A 15880-nucleotide genomic window follows, 5' to 3' on the forward strand; every position below is an offset into this window, starting at 1 on the left:
CCCGCTTTCCCTGTCCTTCTTTCCGCAGATCCGCACCACAACACCTCTGGAGTCCCACCTCACTCATGCTCTCTCACCCCGTCCAGCCCTTGCTCCATGACTCCGCCATCGTTCTGGCGGCCCCCACCCAGGCCTGGTCGCGGTTTGACGGGCGGACGGACAAACCCATCCACGGGCTGTACCACGCGGACACCCGCGTTCTCTCCGGCTGGTCCCTGCTGATCGGCGGCCGGGCCGGCGAGCCGATCGGACACGCCCAGCGCGGAGTGGGAGCGGTCACCTTCACGTCGCTGCTGCGCCACCTCGACGACCGCACCGCCGACCCGCGGCTGCGGCTCGAGGTCACCCGCACGGTCACCGCGGGGCGCCTCTCCGAGCGGATCGTGATCAGCTCGGGACTGGGGCAGGCGCTCGACACGACCGTGTCCGTGCGCCTGACGCCCGATTTCGCCGATATGCAGACCGTGAAGGCCGGCCTCGCGGGGGCGGCCGAGCGCGTGGCTTTCGGGGGCGCGGGCCTGCCCGCGGCACCGGATGTCGCCGTCACGGAGGCGAGCGGCGGCATCCGTCTGTCGACTGCCACCGTGTCGGCGCTGGTGGCTGTCAGCGGCGACGGGGTGCTGGCCGGGTCGGCCACCTCTGGGGCAGTCGACCCCGAGGTCACCGGCACCGAGGACACCGGCACCGAGGACACCGGCACCGAGGACACCGGCACCGAGGTCGCCGGCACCGAGGTCACCGGCACCTGGTCGGTCACGGTGCCCGCGAAGGGCAGCGTCGCCGTGGAGTGGTCCGTCGAGATCGCGCACGCGGCGACCGTGGTGCAGGGCGCGTCCGGGCTGCCGGAGTGGTCGGGCGTGTCGGTTCGCTCCGGCGACGCGCGCCTCGGCCGCTGGGTGGCGCGCGCGCTCGACGACCTGACCGGCCTGCGGATGGCCACCCGCGAGAGTCCGGACGAGCCGTTCCTGGCCGCCGGCGCACCCTGGTTCTTCACCCTTTTCGGCCGGGATTCGCTGTGGGCGGCGCGCTTCCTGCTGCCCCTCGGCACCGAGATCGCGGGCTCCACGCTGCGCCTGCTCGCGCAGCTGCAGGGCACCAAGAGCGACACCGAGACGGCTGAGCAGCCCGGCAAGATCATGCACGAGTTGCGTCCCGACGTGTTCTCGATGCCGGGCGAGAGCCTGTCGCTGCCGCCGCTGTACTACGGAACCGTCGACGCCACCCCGCTCTGGATCTGCCTGCTGCGCGACGCCTACCGGTGGGGTCTGGCCACCGACGAGGTCGAGGCCCTGCTGCCTGCGCTCGAGGCGGCCCTCGGCTGGATGCGCGACTTCGGCGACAGTGACGGCGACGGGTTCCTCGAATACGTCGACATCACCGGCCACGGCCTCGCGAACCAGGGCTGGAAGGACTCCGGCGACTCCATCCAGTGGCGCGACGGCAGCCTCGCCGACGGCCCGATCGCCCTCTGCGAGGTGCAGGCGTACGCCTACGAGGCGTATATCGGCGGTGCCGACCTGCTCGACGCGTTCAACCGGCCCGGCGGCGACACCTGGCGTGCCCGGGCGGAAGCCCTCCAGACCCGGTTCCGGGAGTCGTTCTGGATCGACTCGCCGGCCGGCCGCTACCCGGCCGTCGCCCTCGACGCCTTCAAGCGTCCCATCGACACCGTGACCAGCAACATCGGCCACCTGCTCGGAACCGGGCTGCTCTCCGCGGAGGAGTCCGCCCTCGTCGCCGCCCGGCTCGTGTCCCCGGAACTGAACTCCGGCTACGGCCTCCGCACCATGTCGACGGACTCGGTCGGCTACTGGCCGCTGAGCTACCACGGCGGCTCGGTCTGGACCCACGACACCGCGATCGCGATCGCCGGACTGGGACGCGCCGGATTCGGCGCCGAGGCCGGCAGCCTGATCGAGGGGCTGCTCGCCGCGGCCGAATCGTTCGACTACCGCCTGCCGGAGCTGCACTCCGGCGACGCGTCCGGCCTGGTCGCGGCGGCGGTGCCCTACCCGGCCGCCTGCCGCCCGCAGGCCTGGTCCGCGGCGGCGGCCGTGTCCGTGCTCGGCACCGTGCTCGGTCTGGAACCCGATCCGGTCACCGGCCGTGTCACCTCCACCCCGATCACCCCCGCCGTCGTCGGCGACGTCACCGTGCGCGGCCTCCACACCCCGCTGGTCTCGGCCCCGGTCCGCTAGCTGTACCCGGCCAGGGGGCTGGCAGCCTGGCTACCGCTGACTGACCGGCCACGTGTGTGGCCAACTCAGGAGATTCCGGGGAGCGGTGGCTGCGCCCCCGCAGAGTTCCGCGTGTTCCTGCGGAGTTCTGCGGAGTTCTGCGGGGGCTGCCGCACCATCCGCAGGATTCTCCTGAATTGGCCCCCGATGAGCGAACCAACCGAACCAACCGAACCGACCGAACCGACCGAGCCGAGCGCGCACCCCGACCGAGCCCGGTCGGACCGGCGGCGGACTACAGCCAGCGCATGGTGAAGGCCCGGGCGAGCACGGCGCTGGCGGGCGGCACCGCCAGGGTGCGCACGAGCCCGTTCCGCGCGCGCAGCCGCAGCCCCTCCACCGGACCGCCCATCGCCATGTTGAAACCGGCCTGCCGGGCGGCCATCCGGGCGCTGCGCCGACGGCGGCGGTCGTAGTCCCGGAGCACGCTGGTAGCGGCATCCGGTTCCCGCAGCGCCCGTTCCAGCGCCGGGGCCAGCTGCAGGGCGTCGAGCCAGCCGAGGTTCATCCCCTGCCCGCCGATCGGGCTGATCTGGTGCCCCGCATCGCCGACGAGCACGACCCGTCCGGCCACGAGACTGGTCGCGAGGCGCTGCTGCACCGGGAAGGCGCTGGCCGCGGCGGTCGTCGGAGGCAGCTGCGTGCCGGTGCGGGCACGGATGAGCGCAGCCAGGTCGCCGGACGTCGCATCCGTCAGCAGGGTCGGAGTCATGGCCACCCAGCGGCGCCGGCCTCCGGGCAGCGGGAAGGACTCGACCACTCCGTCCCGCTCGAAGTAGAGCACGGCCTCCCCGAGATACTCCCCCGTGTCGGGGTAGTCACTCATCAGATACGTCTCACCGCCAGTGCGCGCCGTGCAGCGGATGCCGAGCAGGTCGCGCACGAGACTGCGGGCGCCGTCCGCTGCCACCACATAGCGAGCTTCGAGAGTCTCGCCGGACGGCATGCCGTCCGCGACCGTCTCGACCGCGACCCGATCGCCCCGGTCGGACACCCCGGTCACGGTGATGCCGCCGCGCAGCCGACCGGGTGCGAGTTCGGCGAGCCGCGCGCGCAGCACGGCCTCGGTCTCGGACTGCGGCAGCGAGATCACGCTTTGCATCCGGTCGGTGGTCGCGCTGAACGCCAGCCGGCCCAGCGTGCGCCCATCCGAGCGCACCACACCGCCGCGGATCCGGACCGCCCGGTCGAGCACCTCTTCCGCCACCCCGAGCTGCTCCAACGCCCGCAAGGACGGCGGGTGGATGCCGATGGCCCGAGACCGCAGCGAGGGCTCGGCCCGCTGCTCGAGCACCTCCACGTCGACGCCGCGCACCGCGAGAAGCCCGGCGAGCAAGATGCCCACCGGTCCCCCGCCGACCACGATCACCTCCCGCATCCGCGGCCCCGAGCCAAGCGGATTGTTGGCCGCTGCTTCCCACGTCCGCTCCCGCTCCCGTCCGTGCCCGTGCCCGTGCCCGTGCCCGCCAGCATCCGCCTCGGCAGGGACAGAAGCATCGGACACCGCGGCCGTCCGCGCCTCCCAGCGCAGCACGAGGCGCGACGGATGCTCACGCGTCACCTGCCACCCGGGCGGCACCGCAGCGCGAAGCTCCCGGGCCGTGAAACTGCGGCGAATGGAGGTGAGCCCGTCGTCGCGGATGAACGACCGGCGAAAGAACGGCCAGGTGCCGAGCCCGAACCCGAGGTACCCGAACCGGCTGCGTTCGATGTCGGCGTGCAGCACCCGCCGCGCAGCGAGCCGCTCCGAGTCGGCGAGCAGCCCGCCGAGCTGTTCGCCGGTGAGGTGGTGCAGCACATGGTTGGAGACGACGAAGTCGAATCGATGCCCCTCGTCGACGAGGTCCGAGCTGAGCGCCCGCCGAAACCGGAGTCCGGGCAGCGGAGGCAGGCCGGTCGCGTAGGCGTGCGCGCGGGCATCCGGGTCGACGGCCGTGATGTTCAGGCGCAGGCCGTCCCGGGCGGCCCAGCGGGCCAGCGACCGCGCCACGTCCCCGCCGCCGCAGCCGACGTCGAGCAGCGTGCTCTCCCTGGTGCTCGACAGTGCCGGCCGGATGTCACGGCGGTACATCCCGCGCCACCCCGACACCACGGCGTTCACAAACCGGAAGTTCGCGTAGGTGCTGGCGAGTTTGCCGGGGTCGCAGTCGGGGTCGTCCATGAGTTCGACGGCGTCGATCGCGCGCCGGTCCAGTGACGGCAAGCGCGGTGACGGCAGACGCGGTGACTTGCCACGCAGCGACGGGATGCCCACGCCCGCTACCCGGCGGCGACGGTCATCAGCCCGGTTTCGACCGTGAGCCCCGGGCCGAACGCCATCGCGCAGACCCGCTCGCCGTCATCCGTGGCCGGGGCGTCGAGGATCGCCTTGAGCACGAACAGGATCGTCGCGCTGCTCATGTTGCCGTAGTTGCGCAGGGTCTCCCGCGAGGGCACCAGCTGCGCCTCACTGAGTCCGAGTTTCGCCTCGGTCTTGTCCAGGATGCTGCGTCCGCCCGGGTGGATCGCCCAGTGCGCGATCGCGGTCGCCGGTGTCGCCGGCGGGGTCGGGGCCGCAACCGGTGCGACCAGGGTCGCGACCGACCCGGCCGACACACCCGCCGACACACCCGCCGGCACTCCGGCGGAAACGAGCGGCGCCACCCCGGCCTGCACTCCGGGCGGTGCCGGCGACGGAGCCAGTGCGGCGGTGAGCGCGGCGTCCCGGGCGAAGAGCGGGGCGAGCGCCCCCTCGATGTGCTGGTCGATGATGTGCGGCACGTAGGTGCTGAGGATCATCTCGAACCCCTCGTCGCCGATCTTCCACGCCATGTCCCCCTCGCCGATGGGGGTGATCACGGTCTCGAACAGGTCGAGGTTGAGGGCCTTCTCGTCTGCCGCGGGGGCGCGGGAGCTCACGATGCCGGCGGCCGCGCCATCCGAGAACAGCGAGGAGGCCACGATGGTGTCGGGGTCGTCCGAGGTACGCAGATGCAGGGAACACAGCTCGGCGCTCACGACCAGCACGACGGCGTTCGGGTCGGCGTCGACGAACTGCTTCGCCGTTCGCAGGGCGGGCATCGACGCGTAGCAGCCCATGAATCCCAGGTGATAGCGCTGGGTCGCGGGGTTCAGGCCCAGCTCGCGCACCAACATGTAATCCGGCCCCGGTGCGTAGAACCCGGTGCACGACACGGTCACCACATGCGTGATGTCCGCCGCCGCGATACCGGGGCACGCCGCGAGGGCCCGCCGCCCGGCCTCGACGAACAGCTTCGTCGCCTCAACGATGTAGAGCTCGTTGCGCACCCGGGTGCTCGGCTTGAGCAGCTCCTGCGTGGCGGCGTCGAAGAACTGGGGATCGGGCGACGCCCCGTCGAGGGTGAGCTCGTCGATGACGGTGTGCCGGGTGTCGATCCCGGACAGGTTGAACGACGCGTTCACCAGACGTTGGGCCAGACGGCTGAGTCCCGGCTGGGCGGCGAAGACGTCGCGCACCTGATCCTGGATCAGTACTGTCGGGGGGACCACGGTCTGGAGCGCTCTGAGAGTGACGGACATAGCCCCCAGTGTTACACGCGGGCCCGGCCCGGCACACCCTGAAAACACCGTCAGATCAGGGCAGCGGGGCAAACAGACGGATGCCCGTGAGCCCGATTCCGAGCCCCGCGGCGACGATCGCGGTGACGCCGCCGATGTAGGCGATGAGGGTTCCCGGGGTGTCCCCGAACGCGCGGAAGTAGGTGACCAGGAACGCGGCGACTGCGACCACGGCGAATGGAATCAGGATACGCAGCTGCAGACGGTCGACCCCGGGCGGGCGCGCGTTCTTCCCACCGAGCGATGCGACGCCTCTGGACCACGGCCCGCGGGTCAGCACAAGCCCGGCCACGCAGCCCCAGAGCGCCACGACGAGCAGCGCCGCGATGACGTCACTGGGACGATGCCAGCCGTTCGCGAGCGTGGCCACCCCGGCCAGGATGGCGAACCCGGATCCGCCGAGGGCTGCGAGACCGCGCGTGCGGGGACTCGCGACCAGGAATACAGCGAGAGCGGATGCCGCCGCCACCGTTGTATGCCCCGAGGGGAATGAATTGCCGTCGTAGCCCTCCACGCCGAGGTCCGGCCGGGTCAGGAGAATCATTTTCAACAGTTGCGTGCTCACGACGGCGGCTAGAGCCGCCCCGAAGGCCACGATCAGGGTCTTGCCGTTGCGCCGCACGACGGTCACGACCCCGGTGAGCAGCAACCCGACGATGACGGAGACCAGCGGAACGGCATCCAACAGCTCCTGTGCGAGCGGCGTGACGCTGCGGCGTCCGAACTCGGCGCCGTCGAAGGCGAGCTGGTCCATCGCCTGGCCGGAGAGGGTGCGCACGAAGTAAAGGTAGAGCCCGGCGAAGAGAATGATCGCGGCGAACGCCGCCACCAGATAGCGAACGGGGCTGATCGTCGAAGAGGTGCGCACGGTATAGCTTCGCACGCGACGGCACGGTTGACTCCGTTCGGCATCGGCGTAGCTTTTCGAGAATGGTCGCAAGAAAGCGTGGGCAGGCACGGGCCGCCCGAAAAGAGCGTCGGCAGCGTGAGGCACAGATCGGTGGTTTCACCGGTCTGGAGGGAGACTTCGAGGCGGAACGGCGTCGCGCCGCCGCGGCGGCCCATGAGCAGACCGAGCCCTACGAGGACGACAGCCTCGACAAGCCGGTCTTCCCCGATTCGACCTCTGGGCTGACTCACCCGTAGTGATTTTCGCCTCTTCGCTGAGCGCGAACACATCGGTACCGTCAGCCGATTGCAGAGCGGGGCGGGCGCGCCGGACCGGGGTCAAGGCCTCGACCGTGCAGCCGTTGCAGGTGAAGGAGAGCACGACGAGGATCCAGTCCTGATCAGCGATGAGGGCGGGCCCGGAGGGTACCCCCCGTGCGACCCTTCACTGTGTTCGCCTGCCATTCACCCACGGTTCAGCCCCTGCTGCTCAAATAATCAGAGTAGAGTCAGCGAACTCATCGAAGAGTTCTTAGCCCCAACGAATGGATGCTCCGTGAACATTCGAACGGCCGAATACCCCAGGCCGGATCATTTTCTGCTCCACCTCAGCGACACCCACCTGCTTGCGAACGGCGGTCGCCTGTACGACCAGGTCGACAGCACCGCCCATCTCGCGCAGCTGTTCGCGGAGGTCGAGGCCTCCTCCGGACGACCTGACGCCATCATCATCACAGGTGACCTGGCCGACAAGGGCGAACCGGAGGCTTACCGTGCCCTGCAGAAGATCGTCGAGCCGGCCGCCGCACGGCTCGGCGCCCGCGTTTTCTGGGTGATGGGCAATCACGACGATCGGGCGTCGTTCCGCAGCACCCTTCTGAACGAACCGGCGACCACCGAGCCGATCGACCACGTCGACTACATCGGCGGCCTGCGCCTGATCACGCTGGACACCTCCGTTCCCGGCCACCACCACGGCGCCGTGACCGACGATCAACTGAGCTGGCTGGCCGACCAGCTGAGTGTTCCCGCGCCGGACGGCACCATCCTCGCCATGCACCACCCGCCCGTGCCGAGCGTGCTCGACCTGGCTGTGTCGGTCGAGTTGCGCGACCAGACCCGCCTGGCCCAGGTGCTCCGTGGCACGGATGTGCGCAGCATCCTCGCCGGGCATCTGCACTACTCCTCGATGGCGACGTTCGCGGGCATTCCGGTGTCGGTGGCGTCGGCCACCTGCTACACGCAGGACCTGAACGTGCCGGTCGGCGGAACGCGCGGCCGCGACGGGGCCCGCACCTTCAACCTCGTGCACGTCTTCGCGGACACGGTTCTGCACTCGGTCGTTCCGCTGGGCGACTTCCCGGCACTGGACTACATCGACGCGACGGAGAGCGCGCGCCGGTTGGCCGGCGACGGCATCCGGATCATGCCCGCGGGTACTCTGCCAGCGTTCCGCGAACCCCCGATGACCACGCCGATCCCGGTTCTGCACTAGACGGCAGGGTATGGGCGGCCTGACCGGGGCCGACCTGGTTCTCGCGCTCCCACGGGGCGACGATCGGGAAGTACCGTTCGAGGAAGTCGGTCACGGCCGCGCGGCGCACCTCGTCGGAAATCTCCGGATTGCTGCCGTCGTTGAGGCAGAACATGTCCTGGTCGCGGCGCTTGCGCAGGGCGTTCATCTGACGCAGCGCGAGCTTGAGCGTGGTTTCGATGTAGAGCGAGCGCGCCTGGGTCTGCTCGACCGCGCGCCCCGTCATCAGTGCGTAGTAGTGGAACAGCGAGTTCGTGACCGAGATGTCGGTCGCCGAGCGGAACTGGCTGGCCGCGGTGCGGGCGAAATCGTCGGGGAACTCGGCCTCGAGTTCCTGCATCACGCTCTTGCGGAGCGGCGCCGCGGTGTGCTCGAGGTGCCGCGTGGTGACCTTGCCGAACCGGTCCCGCAGCAGGGCGCGGTTGACGCGGGCCCCGTTCTCGAAACCGCTGCGGCTGGTGTTGTTCTCACCGAGACCGATCCGGGTGGACGCCTCGATGAACTTCGTCACGCCGCCGGGAGAGAAGAACAGCTCCGGTCCGACGGGGCGACCGAAGAACATGTCGTCATTGGAATAGAGGAAATGCTCGGCCAGCCCGGGGATGCGGTGCAGCTGGCTCTCGACGGCGTGCGAGTTATGCGTGGGCAGAACGCTCAGGTCGGGGAAGAAATCCTCGCTGCGCATGATCGTGACGCGCGGGTGCTCGGCCAGCCACGCCGGGGCAGGCGAATCCGTGGCGATGAAGATGCGGCGCACCCAGGGCGCGAACATGTACACGCTGCGGAGGGCGTACTTGAGCTCGTCGATCTGGCGGAAACGGGCATCCGAATCGTCGCCGTCACCGACGACGTAGGACTTCATGCGCTTGGCCCGTTCACGCTGGAAGTCGCTCGACGACCCGTCGACCCAGGAGAAGACCATGTCGATGTCGAAGCTGATGTCGCTGGCCAAGTCGTCGAACATGTGCTGCAGGGTGCGCCAGCTGCGCCCGAAGAGGTCGATCGTGGTCTCGCGGGCCTCGGAACGCGGCAGCCGGGCCCGCATCAGCGAATTCTCGACCGGCGCGACTATCTCGTCGTCGCCGAAGTGCCAGAGCTCGAACTGGAACGCCGTCTCGGCGCCGTAGCGCAGGCGGCCGATCGGCTCGATGCGAGGGCGGTAGACCCGGAAGACGGATGACTTGCGCAGCGTGGTCAGGGCGCCGTCGGCCAGCAGCAGGGCCGGAGTCAGGTTCCCGTCGAGGGGTTTGGCGTAGAAGGGCTCGTTCGCGAAGGCCTCCGCGAGGATGCGGGTGAGGTTCTTGCGACATTTTCGGTCGACCGCGATCACTGGACGGTCCCCGTCGCCGCGCACGAGCAGGAAGTCGATGCCCGCCCGTTCGAGCGCGTCGCGCACCGCGAGGAGGTCCTTGACCATCGACTCGTGGGGGGTGAAGTGGCCGTTGATCAAGTTGATCTCGCCCTTGCGCACGACCACGTCGTCGCGGTCGAACCGGCGGGTGCGCGGGTCGGGCGAGAGCAGCACGAGCTCGGGTTCCGGACTCAGCGTCAGCACGGGCAGGTTGCCTGCCGGGTCGTTCGAGGAGCGACGCTCGGTTTCCGGGCGATCGAACGTGGTCATGGTCCTCCTCGAGAAGAATTGGGAACACTCGTTCACGAGGCAACCACATGCAATGCCGGGGAGAGTGCGTCCGTTGATGCCGGACAGCGACGACCGGTTCAGAGCCCGGGAGCAGCCGGTGGAACGCGGTGGCGCCGTCCTCATTCTATGCCGCCCGCACCCCGGCCCGGACTCCCGCCCCGGCGGCACTGTGCCCGTTTCGGTCGAGAGTGCCCGTTGCGCCGGTCACTCTCGACCGGAACGGCCACTCTCGCGCGGCATCCGTTACCCGGCGTTGATCCCGAATAGGCCGATGATCAGAGCCATCAGGAGCAGGGTGACCAGCTCGTGGGCAATATTGAGCACGGTGAGTCCGGACGGCCGGCGGTCGAAGGCGTCGTGGGTGACCATGCGAGCGGCGGTGAAGCCGGCCCAGAGGATCACGGCCGTCAGCAGGGTGTTGACCAGGAAATTCCCGCCGTAGAACGCCTGGGCGATCGCAGCGGCACCGGCGAGAACCCAGGCGGTGATGAAGCTGACGACGACGGTGACGACGAGCGGCGCGGTCGCTCCCGTGCGCATGCTTTCCTCGTCGTGACCGACGGCTTTCATCCAGTAGGCACCGAACACCCGGCGGGAATACCAGATCGCGCCGACGATCATGCTGGACGCTGTGGCCAGGAGCACGGCCCAGATGTTGATTTCGGGAACCATCGCAGGAGTCCTTTCGGTCGGCGGCGCCGCCCGGTGAGGTCGGCTGGATTGAGGTTACTGCGGTGGCCGGGCAGCCGGCCCGATTTTTCGTTCCGGGGTCACGTCGGGCCGGACCGGTCAGGCCCCGCCGATCACATACTCGGCCAGGATTGCGGCATGGTTGACCTTCGGGTCGCGAGCGCCGTAGAGCAGCGTGGTGGTCGTCTTCGTCCTCTCGTCGCAGGTGATCAGCGTGCGAAGCTCCTGCACGGCCGCCGCCGTCTCGGGTTCGGTGTCGAGCTCGGCCCGGTAGCGCGCCCCGAACTCCTCCAGGCGGGCCGGGTCGTGGTCCCACCACCGGCGCAGGTCCGGGCTGGGCGCAACCTGCTTGAGCCAGGCGTCGAGCCGGGCATCCTCCTTCGAGACGCCCCGCGGCCACAGCCGGTCGACCAGAACCCGGGTCCCGTCGCTCGAGGATGGTTCGTCGTAGACCCGCTTGATCTGAATGCCCATCCCCCCATTCTGTTCCCGGCGCGGCCACCGTTCGACCAGCCCCGGGACCACGCTGGGTGCCCGTTCCGGTCGAGAGTGCCCGTTGCGCCGGTCACTCTCGACCGGAACGGGCACTCTCGCGCGGCATCAGTGGCCGGGTTCCGGTTCGGGTGCGGGTTCGGGTGCGGGTGCGGGTTCGGGTTCAGGTTCAGGTTCGGGCTCAGGCGGCGGGCAGGTCGGCCGGGTCGGTGACGGGCAGGCGGCAGACGAAATCGCGGCAGAGGTACGCCGTCGGCCTGCCACCCTGCGCGACCCGGTCGCGGAACAGCTCGAAGCCGGCGTCGGCGAAGGCCTGCGCCTGGGCCTCGGTGACGGATGCGACGAGCCCGGCACCGCGTCGGCGCACCACGTCGAGCAGTGCGGCGGGTTCCCCTGCGGCGCCCCCGTCCGGCAGTACCGAGTCCGAACCGGCCGTGTCCGGCCGAACCACCAGGAGTTGTTCCACCGGGCCGGTCAGCACACCCGACAGCCGCAGGGTCGCTCCGAAAGCGAGCGGACGTTCGAGCGCGCGCTCCGCCAGCGCTGCCATCGCTGCGGCGGCGGCCGTGCGGTAGCGGTCGTCGGCGGTCAGCTGGTAGAGCAGGTTCGCCGCCTCGGCGGTCGCCGTGATCCCCGACGGGTAGGCCCCCTCCGACGGGTCCACGTCAAGGGCGAGTCCCTGCCCCTCCAGAACCGGGTCCGGCCCGTCGGTGGCGCGGAACGGCATCCCGCCGACCGTGTCGCCGTCGGCGTCGGCGTGGGTGTCCGTGTCGGCGTCGGTGTCGGTGAGTCCGGCGGCGGGAATGCCGAGGGCAGGAGTGTCGGCGGCGGACGGTACCGTTCGGGCATCCGTTCCCCCCAGCGTGCCGTCGATGAGCCGGCGCGCGGCCGTGGCATAGCGCACCTCGCCTGTGGCCAGAGCAAGCTCGAGGAGACCCAGTGCACACATCCCGAAGTCCTCCAGGGTGGCCTGGGCGGCAGACGTGCGCCCCGCGATGGAGGCCCGCACGAGGCTGCCGTCCCGGCGCAGGTGGCGGTCGAGCAGGTGGTCGGCAGCCGTCGCGGCCGCCTGTGTGAGCGAGGGATCGGCGAATGCGAACCCGGCGCGGGCCAGGGCCGCGATGGCGAGGCCGTTCCAGCCGGTGAGCACCTTCTCATCGAGGGCGGGCGGCTCCTCCCGCCGCCGGGCATCCTCGTCCAGGGTGTAGTAGACGCCCTCCACGCGGCGCCCGGCGACGGTGCTCTCGGAGTCCTGGGCACTGGCGAACCCGCCTCCGGGCAGACTCAGCACGGTGGTCAGGAATCCGGCGACGCCCTCGGCGACAGTGCGCGCCCACTGCTCTCCAGTGAGTCGCCACGCCTGCGTGTAGAGGTCCAGCAGTTGCGCATTGTCGTAGAGCATGCGCTCGTAGTGCGGGTCGCTCCAGTCCCGGTTCACGGCATAGCGGAAGAAACCACCCTCCACCGGGTCACGGAGAGGAGAGGCACCCATGCGCTTCAGGGTGCGCAGGGCGAGCGCCCGCGCCCCAGGGACCTGCGCCGCGATGCCCGCGGGCTCAGAGCCCGCGGTCTCGGAAACCGTGGCCCCGGCACCCGCCCGGCCGAGCAGAAAGCCGAGCACCGGCGCCACGGGGAACTTGGGCGCGCCGCCGAATCCGCCGAAGCGGGGGTCTTCCAGAGCCACGAGTTCGGCCCGGACCCGGTCGAGCGAGGCGGGGCCCGGCAGCGATCCACCGGCTCCCTGCTGCGCGGCGGCGGCCGCAAGGGCCTCGGCGACGCGCGTCGCGCTCTCGGTGACCTCGGCGCGGCGGGTGGTCCAGGCATCCGTCACCGCGTCGAGCACCTGCCGGAACGACGGATGTCCCGGCAGCGGCAGCGGCGGAAAGTAGGTCCCGGCGTAGAAGGCCTGCCCGTCGGGGGTGACGAAGACGTTGAGCGGCCAGCCCAGCCCACTCACGAAGGCGCTGGCCGCGGCGAGGTAGCTGGCGTCGACCTCGGGATGTTCCTCCCGGTCGACCTTGATGCTCACGAAGTTCCGGTTCAGGTAGTCCGCGAGTTCCGGGTCGCTGAAGCTCTCCCGGGCCATCACGTGGCACCAGTGGCAGGTCGAGTAGCCGATCGAGACGAGCACGGGCACATCGCGCAGCCGGGCCTCCACGAAGGCTTCCACGCCCCAGCCGTACCAGGCCACGGGGTTGTCGGCGTGCGAGCGCAGATAGGGGCTGATGGCATCGGCGAGGCTGTTGGTCATGCCTCCATTGTGCCGCTGTCCCCTGGGGCGGCGGATCAGAGGCGGCTTAGAGCCGGGCGGCCGCCAGGTCGACGGTCAGGGCCCCGCGGGCGCGGCGCTGCACGCGCATCCAGATGAAGAAGCCGGCGAGGGTGAACGCGCCGTAGAAGAGGTAGAGAACGGCGGAGGCGTAGTAGCCGGCGCTGAGCAGCAGCGGCACCCCGACGATGTCGACGGCCACCCAGATCAGCCAGAACTCGGTCCAGCCCTTGGCCATGCCGTAGGTGGCCAGCAACGAGCCGGTGAAGATCCAGGCATCGGCCCAGACCGGCTCGAACGAGCCGAGAGCACGGAAGACAGGGGTGAGCACCAGGGTGCCCGCGACGAGTCCGAGTCCGAGCAGGATACGCGCACGAGCACCGGCCCAGTGCGGGGCCACGGCGTTTTGCGTGAGCCCCCGCCGATGGTTGGACCACTGGATCCAGCCGAAGACCGACACGATGATGAACATGATCTGCCGCCCGGCCTGGCCGAGCAGGTTGACCGGGTTGGGGGTGCCGAAGACGGCACCGAGGAACACCGTGAACAACAGCACGTTGCCGACGATCCCGACCGGCCAGGCCCACACCTTGCGGCGCATTCCGCCGACGGCGCTCAGGATGCCGAAAACGTTGCCGATGATCTCGCGCCAGAGAATCGTCTGGGTTCCGATCTGCAGCTGTGCGTCGAACAGCCACTCGATCGGGTTCATCCGTCATCTTCCTCGCCGGGCGCTTCCCGCCCTCCCCAACCTAACGCCACTGCCGGGCCGCCCGGTCCGAAGGCGGCCCCGCGGGGCAGGGCGGAACGGTCAGTTCACGTCGTCGGGGTGCGCGCTCACCCGGCCGGCCCGCTCGAGGGCGGAGATTGTGGCGACCTCGGTGCGGCTCAACTCGAAATCGAACACGTCGAAGTTCTCGACCATGCGTTCCCGGCGGTTGGACTTGGGGAAAACGATGTTGCCGGCCTGCAGGTGCCAGCGGATGACCACCTGCGCCGGCGTCTTGTCGTGCGCCTCCGCCGCCACGGCCACGACGGGCTCCTCGAAGAGCGGGTACTTGCCCTGGCCGAGGGGCCCCCAGGCTTCGATCCGGATGCCGTGTGAGCGGGCGAACGCGGTCACCTCGGGCTGCTGGTGCGCCGGGTGCAGCTCGATCTGGTTGACGGCGGGCACGACATCCGTTTCCGTCAGCAGGCGCTCGAGGTGCGGCACCAGAAAGTTGGACACGCCGATCGAACGGGCCCGACCGGACTCGCGGATCTGTTCGAGCGCCTTCATGCTCTCGATGTAGCGGTCGTTGGCGGGCGCCGGCCAGTGGATCAGGTAGAGGTCGACGTAGTCGAGCCCCAGCTTCTCGAGGCTCTCGTCGAACGCGTCGAAGGCCGACTGCGTGCCCTGCCGGTCGTTCCACAGCTTGGTGGTCACGAACAGGTCGGAGCGCGCGATTCCGGATGTCCCGAGCGCGGAGCCGACACCGGCCTCATTCCCGTAGACGGCGGCCGTGTCGATGTGCCGGTAGCCGATTTCGAGGGCGTCGCCGACGATCCGGGTGGTCTCGTCGGGTTCGACCTTGAAGACACCGAACCCGAGCTGGGGAATGGTGTGACCGTCGTTGAGGGTCAGAGTGGGAACAGAAAATGTCATTGGTCCACCCTAGGTCGGGGCATCGACCTGCCCCTGAACGGCCGCTGAACGGGAGACTGCTGCTCTACTGCTGAGTCGTTTCCGGAACCGGACCCGGCCCCGGAGCTGCCCAACCGCTCCCGAGGCTCAGGTAGCAGAGCTCGGGCTCCACGAAGGGGCGCAGCCCGACCTGGTCCGGGTCGTGGCCCAGCTCGCGCGCCACCCCGCGCACGAGACCCAGGTGCACGGAGCAGATGACATCGGGGGCGTCGCGCGCATCGGCCCGGAACGGGCAGGCGAGCAGGCTGATCACGGGAGCGGCTGCGACACCCTCGGCGGCGGCGGCGACACCGTCAGCGTCACCCTCGGTCGCAGCGGAGTCGGGTTCGAGCGCCGACTCCTCCAGTTGGGGATCGAAACCGAGCCGGTCGAGGATGCGCAGCAGCGGCGCGGTGCCGTCGTCGGCGCTCCCCCGCAGCTCGTCGGCGTAGTTCTCGGCCCAGGTCTCGCCGGCACGGACGGCCCGGGCCCGTCCGCTGTCGGCGTCCTCGGCGAGCGCCGTGGCCAACACCCGGCTCAGATCGTGCTGGGCGCCGACTTCCCGGGCGGCGGGCCCCGCGGTGAACAGAATCCGCGGGCGGCCGCGCGTTCCGGCACGACCGACGGCGCGCCGGATCAGGCCGGCATTCTCAAGCTGATCGAGATGGAACCGGGCGGTCGTCACGTGCAAGCCGATGCGCGCCGCGACCGCGGCGGCGTCGAGCGGGATGGCGGATCCCATCAGGAGGTCGAGCACCTGGCGCCGGGCGTCGGAGGCAAGGGCGGCGTGCCGGTCCCCTGACCCTTCGTCATTGATCATTCTTTGATGCTAACATCGTGCGGTTAAAAGCGCGCCGGGCCGGCCGCGGTACTCGTCCCGCCGCGA

Annotated in this window: 13 protein-coding genes; 3 read left to right on the forward strand and 10 right to left on the reverse strand. The window is 70.1% G+C overall.

The window, feature by feature from the left end; translation table 11 throughout:
* The first annotated feature begins 65 nt into the window (after positions 1–65).
* Positions 66–2198 carry a glycogen debranching N-terminal domain-containing protein gene (locus E3O67_RS02560; protein WP_134432947.1) on the forward strand — a complete coding sequence of 711 codons (2133 nt, stop codon included), beginning with the start codon at positions 66–68 and terminating at the stop codon, positions 2196–2198.
* A 274-nt stretch (positions 2199–2472) separates the two neighbouring features.
* Here E3O67_RS02560 and E3O67_RS17175 read toward each other — a convergent pair whose 3' ends face one another.
* Genes E3O67_RS17175 through E3O67_RS02585 form a run of 3 tightly spaced genes read right to left on the reverse strand, consistent with a single transcriptional unit; the run spans position 2473 to position 6684 of the window.
* On the reverse strand, positions 2473–4440 hold the full coding sequence (locus tag E3O67_RS17175) for an FAD-dependent monooxygenase (protein ID WP_198418946.1): 1968 nt from the start codon (positions 4438–4440) through the stop codon (positions 2473–2475).
* A 56-nt stretch (positions 4441–4496) separates the two neighbouring features.
* Positions 4497–5777, reverse strand: a complete 1281-nt coding sequence (locus tag E3O67_RS02580) for a type III polyketide synthase (protein ID WP_241979392.1) — start codon at positions 5775–5777, stop codon at positions 4497–4499.
* Positions 5778–5832: 55 nt separating this feature from the next.
* Positions 5833–6684: a phosphatase PAP2 family protein gene (locus tag E3O67_RS02585; protein ID WP_134432949.1), complete on the reverse strand. Its 852-nt coding sequence runs from the start codon at positions 6682–6684 to the stop codon at positions 5833–5835.
* A gap of 62 nt (positions 6685–6746) precedes the next feature.
* On the opposite strand from E3O67_RS02585, the gene E3O67_RS02590 reads away from it, so the two are divergent.
* Complete coding sequence (locus tag E3O67_RS02590) at positions 6747–6962, forward strand: hypothetical protein (protein ID WP_134432951.1); 216 nt, start codon at positions 6747–6749, stop codon at positions 6960–6962.
* Positions 6963–7260: 298 nt separating this feature from the next.
* On the forward strand, positions 7261–8199 hold the full coding sequence (locus tag E3O67_RS02595; protein ID WP_134432953.1) for a phosphodiesterase: 939 nt from the start codon (positions 7261–7263) through the stop codon (positions 8197–8199).
* On the opposite strand, the gene E3O67_RS02600 is transcribed toward E3O67_RS02595, so the two are convergent.
* The 7 genes from E3O67_RS02600 to E3O67_RS02635 form a co-directional block, all read right to left on the reverse strand.
* Positions 8129–9859: a stealth family protein gene (locus E3O67_RS02600; RefSeq protein WP_134432955.1), complete on the reverse strand. Its 1731-nt coding sequence runs from the start codon at positions 9857–9859 to the stop codon at positions 8129–8131. The genes E3O67_RS02595 and E3O67_RS02600 overlap by 71 nt on opposite strands.
* Before the next feature lie 264 nt (positions 9860–10123).
* Positions 10124–10552 (reverse strand): DUF1761 domain-containing protein, encoded by a 429-nt coding sequence (locus E3O67_RS02605; protein ID WP_134432957.1) that lies wholly within the window; start codon positions 10550–10552, stop codon positions 10124–10126.
* A 117-nt stretch (positions 10553–10669) separates the two neighbouring features.
* Positions 10670–11044 (reverse strand): DUF488 domain-containing protein, encoded by a 375-nt coding sequence (locus tag E3O67_RS02610; RefSeq protein WP_134432959.1) that lies wholly within the window; start codon positions 11042–11044, stop codon positions 10670–10672.
* A gap of 199 nt (positions 11045–11243) precedes the next feature.
* On the reverse strand, positions 11244–13313 hold the full coding sequence (locus E3O67_RS02620; RefSeq protein WP_134432961.1) for a thioredoxin domain-containing protein: 2070 nt from the start codon (positions 13311–13313) through the stop codon (positions 11244–11246).
* Positions 13314–13359: 46 nt separating this feature from the next.
* Positions 13360–14043, reverse strand: a complete 684-nt coding sequence (gene pnuC / locus E3O67_RS02625) for a nicotinamide riboside transporter PnuC (protein ID WP_134432963.1) — start codon at positions 14041–14043, stop codon at positions 13360–13362.
* 99 nt (positions 14044–14142) lie between these two features.
* A complete protein-coding gene (locus E3O67_RS02630) occupies positions 14143–14976 on the reverse strand; it encodes an aldo/keto reductase (RefSeq protein WP_134432965.1) in 834 nt (277 codons plus the stop codon).
* A 64-nt stretch (positions 14977–15040) separates the two neighbouring features.
* On the reverse strand, positions 15041–15814 hold the full coding sequence (locus tag E3O67_RS02635; protein ID WP_134432967.1) for a metalloregulator ArsR/SmtB family transcription factor: 774 nt from the start codon (positions 15812–15814) through the stop codon (positions 15041–15043).
* Between the last annotated feature and the right edge of the window lie 66 nt (positions 15815–15880).

It is taken from the genome of Cryobacterium sp. TMT3-29-2 (genome assembly GCF_004564305.1).
Lineage (GTDB): Bacteria > Actinomycetota > Actinomycetes > Actinomycetales > Microbacteriaceae > Cryobacterium > Cryobacterium sinapicolor.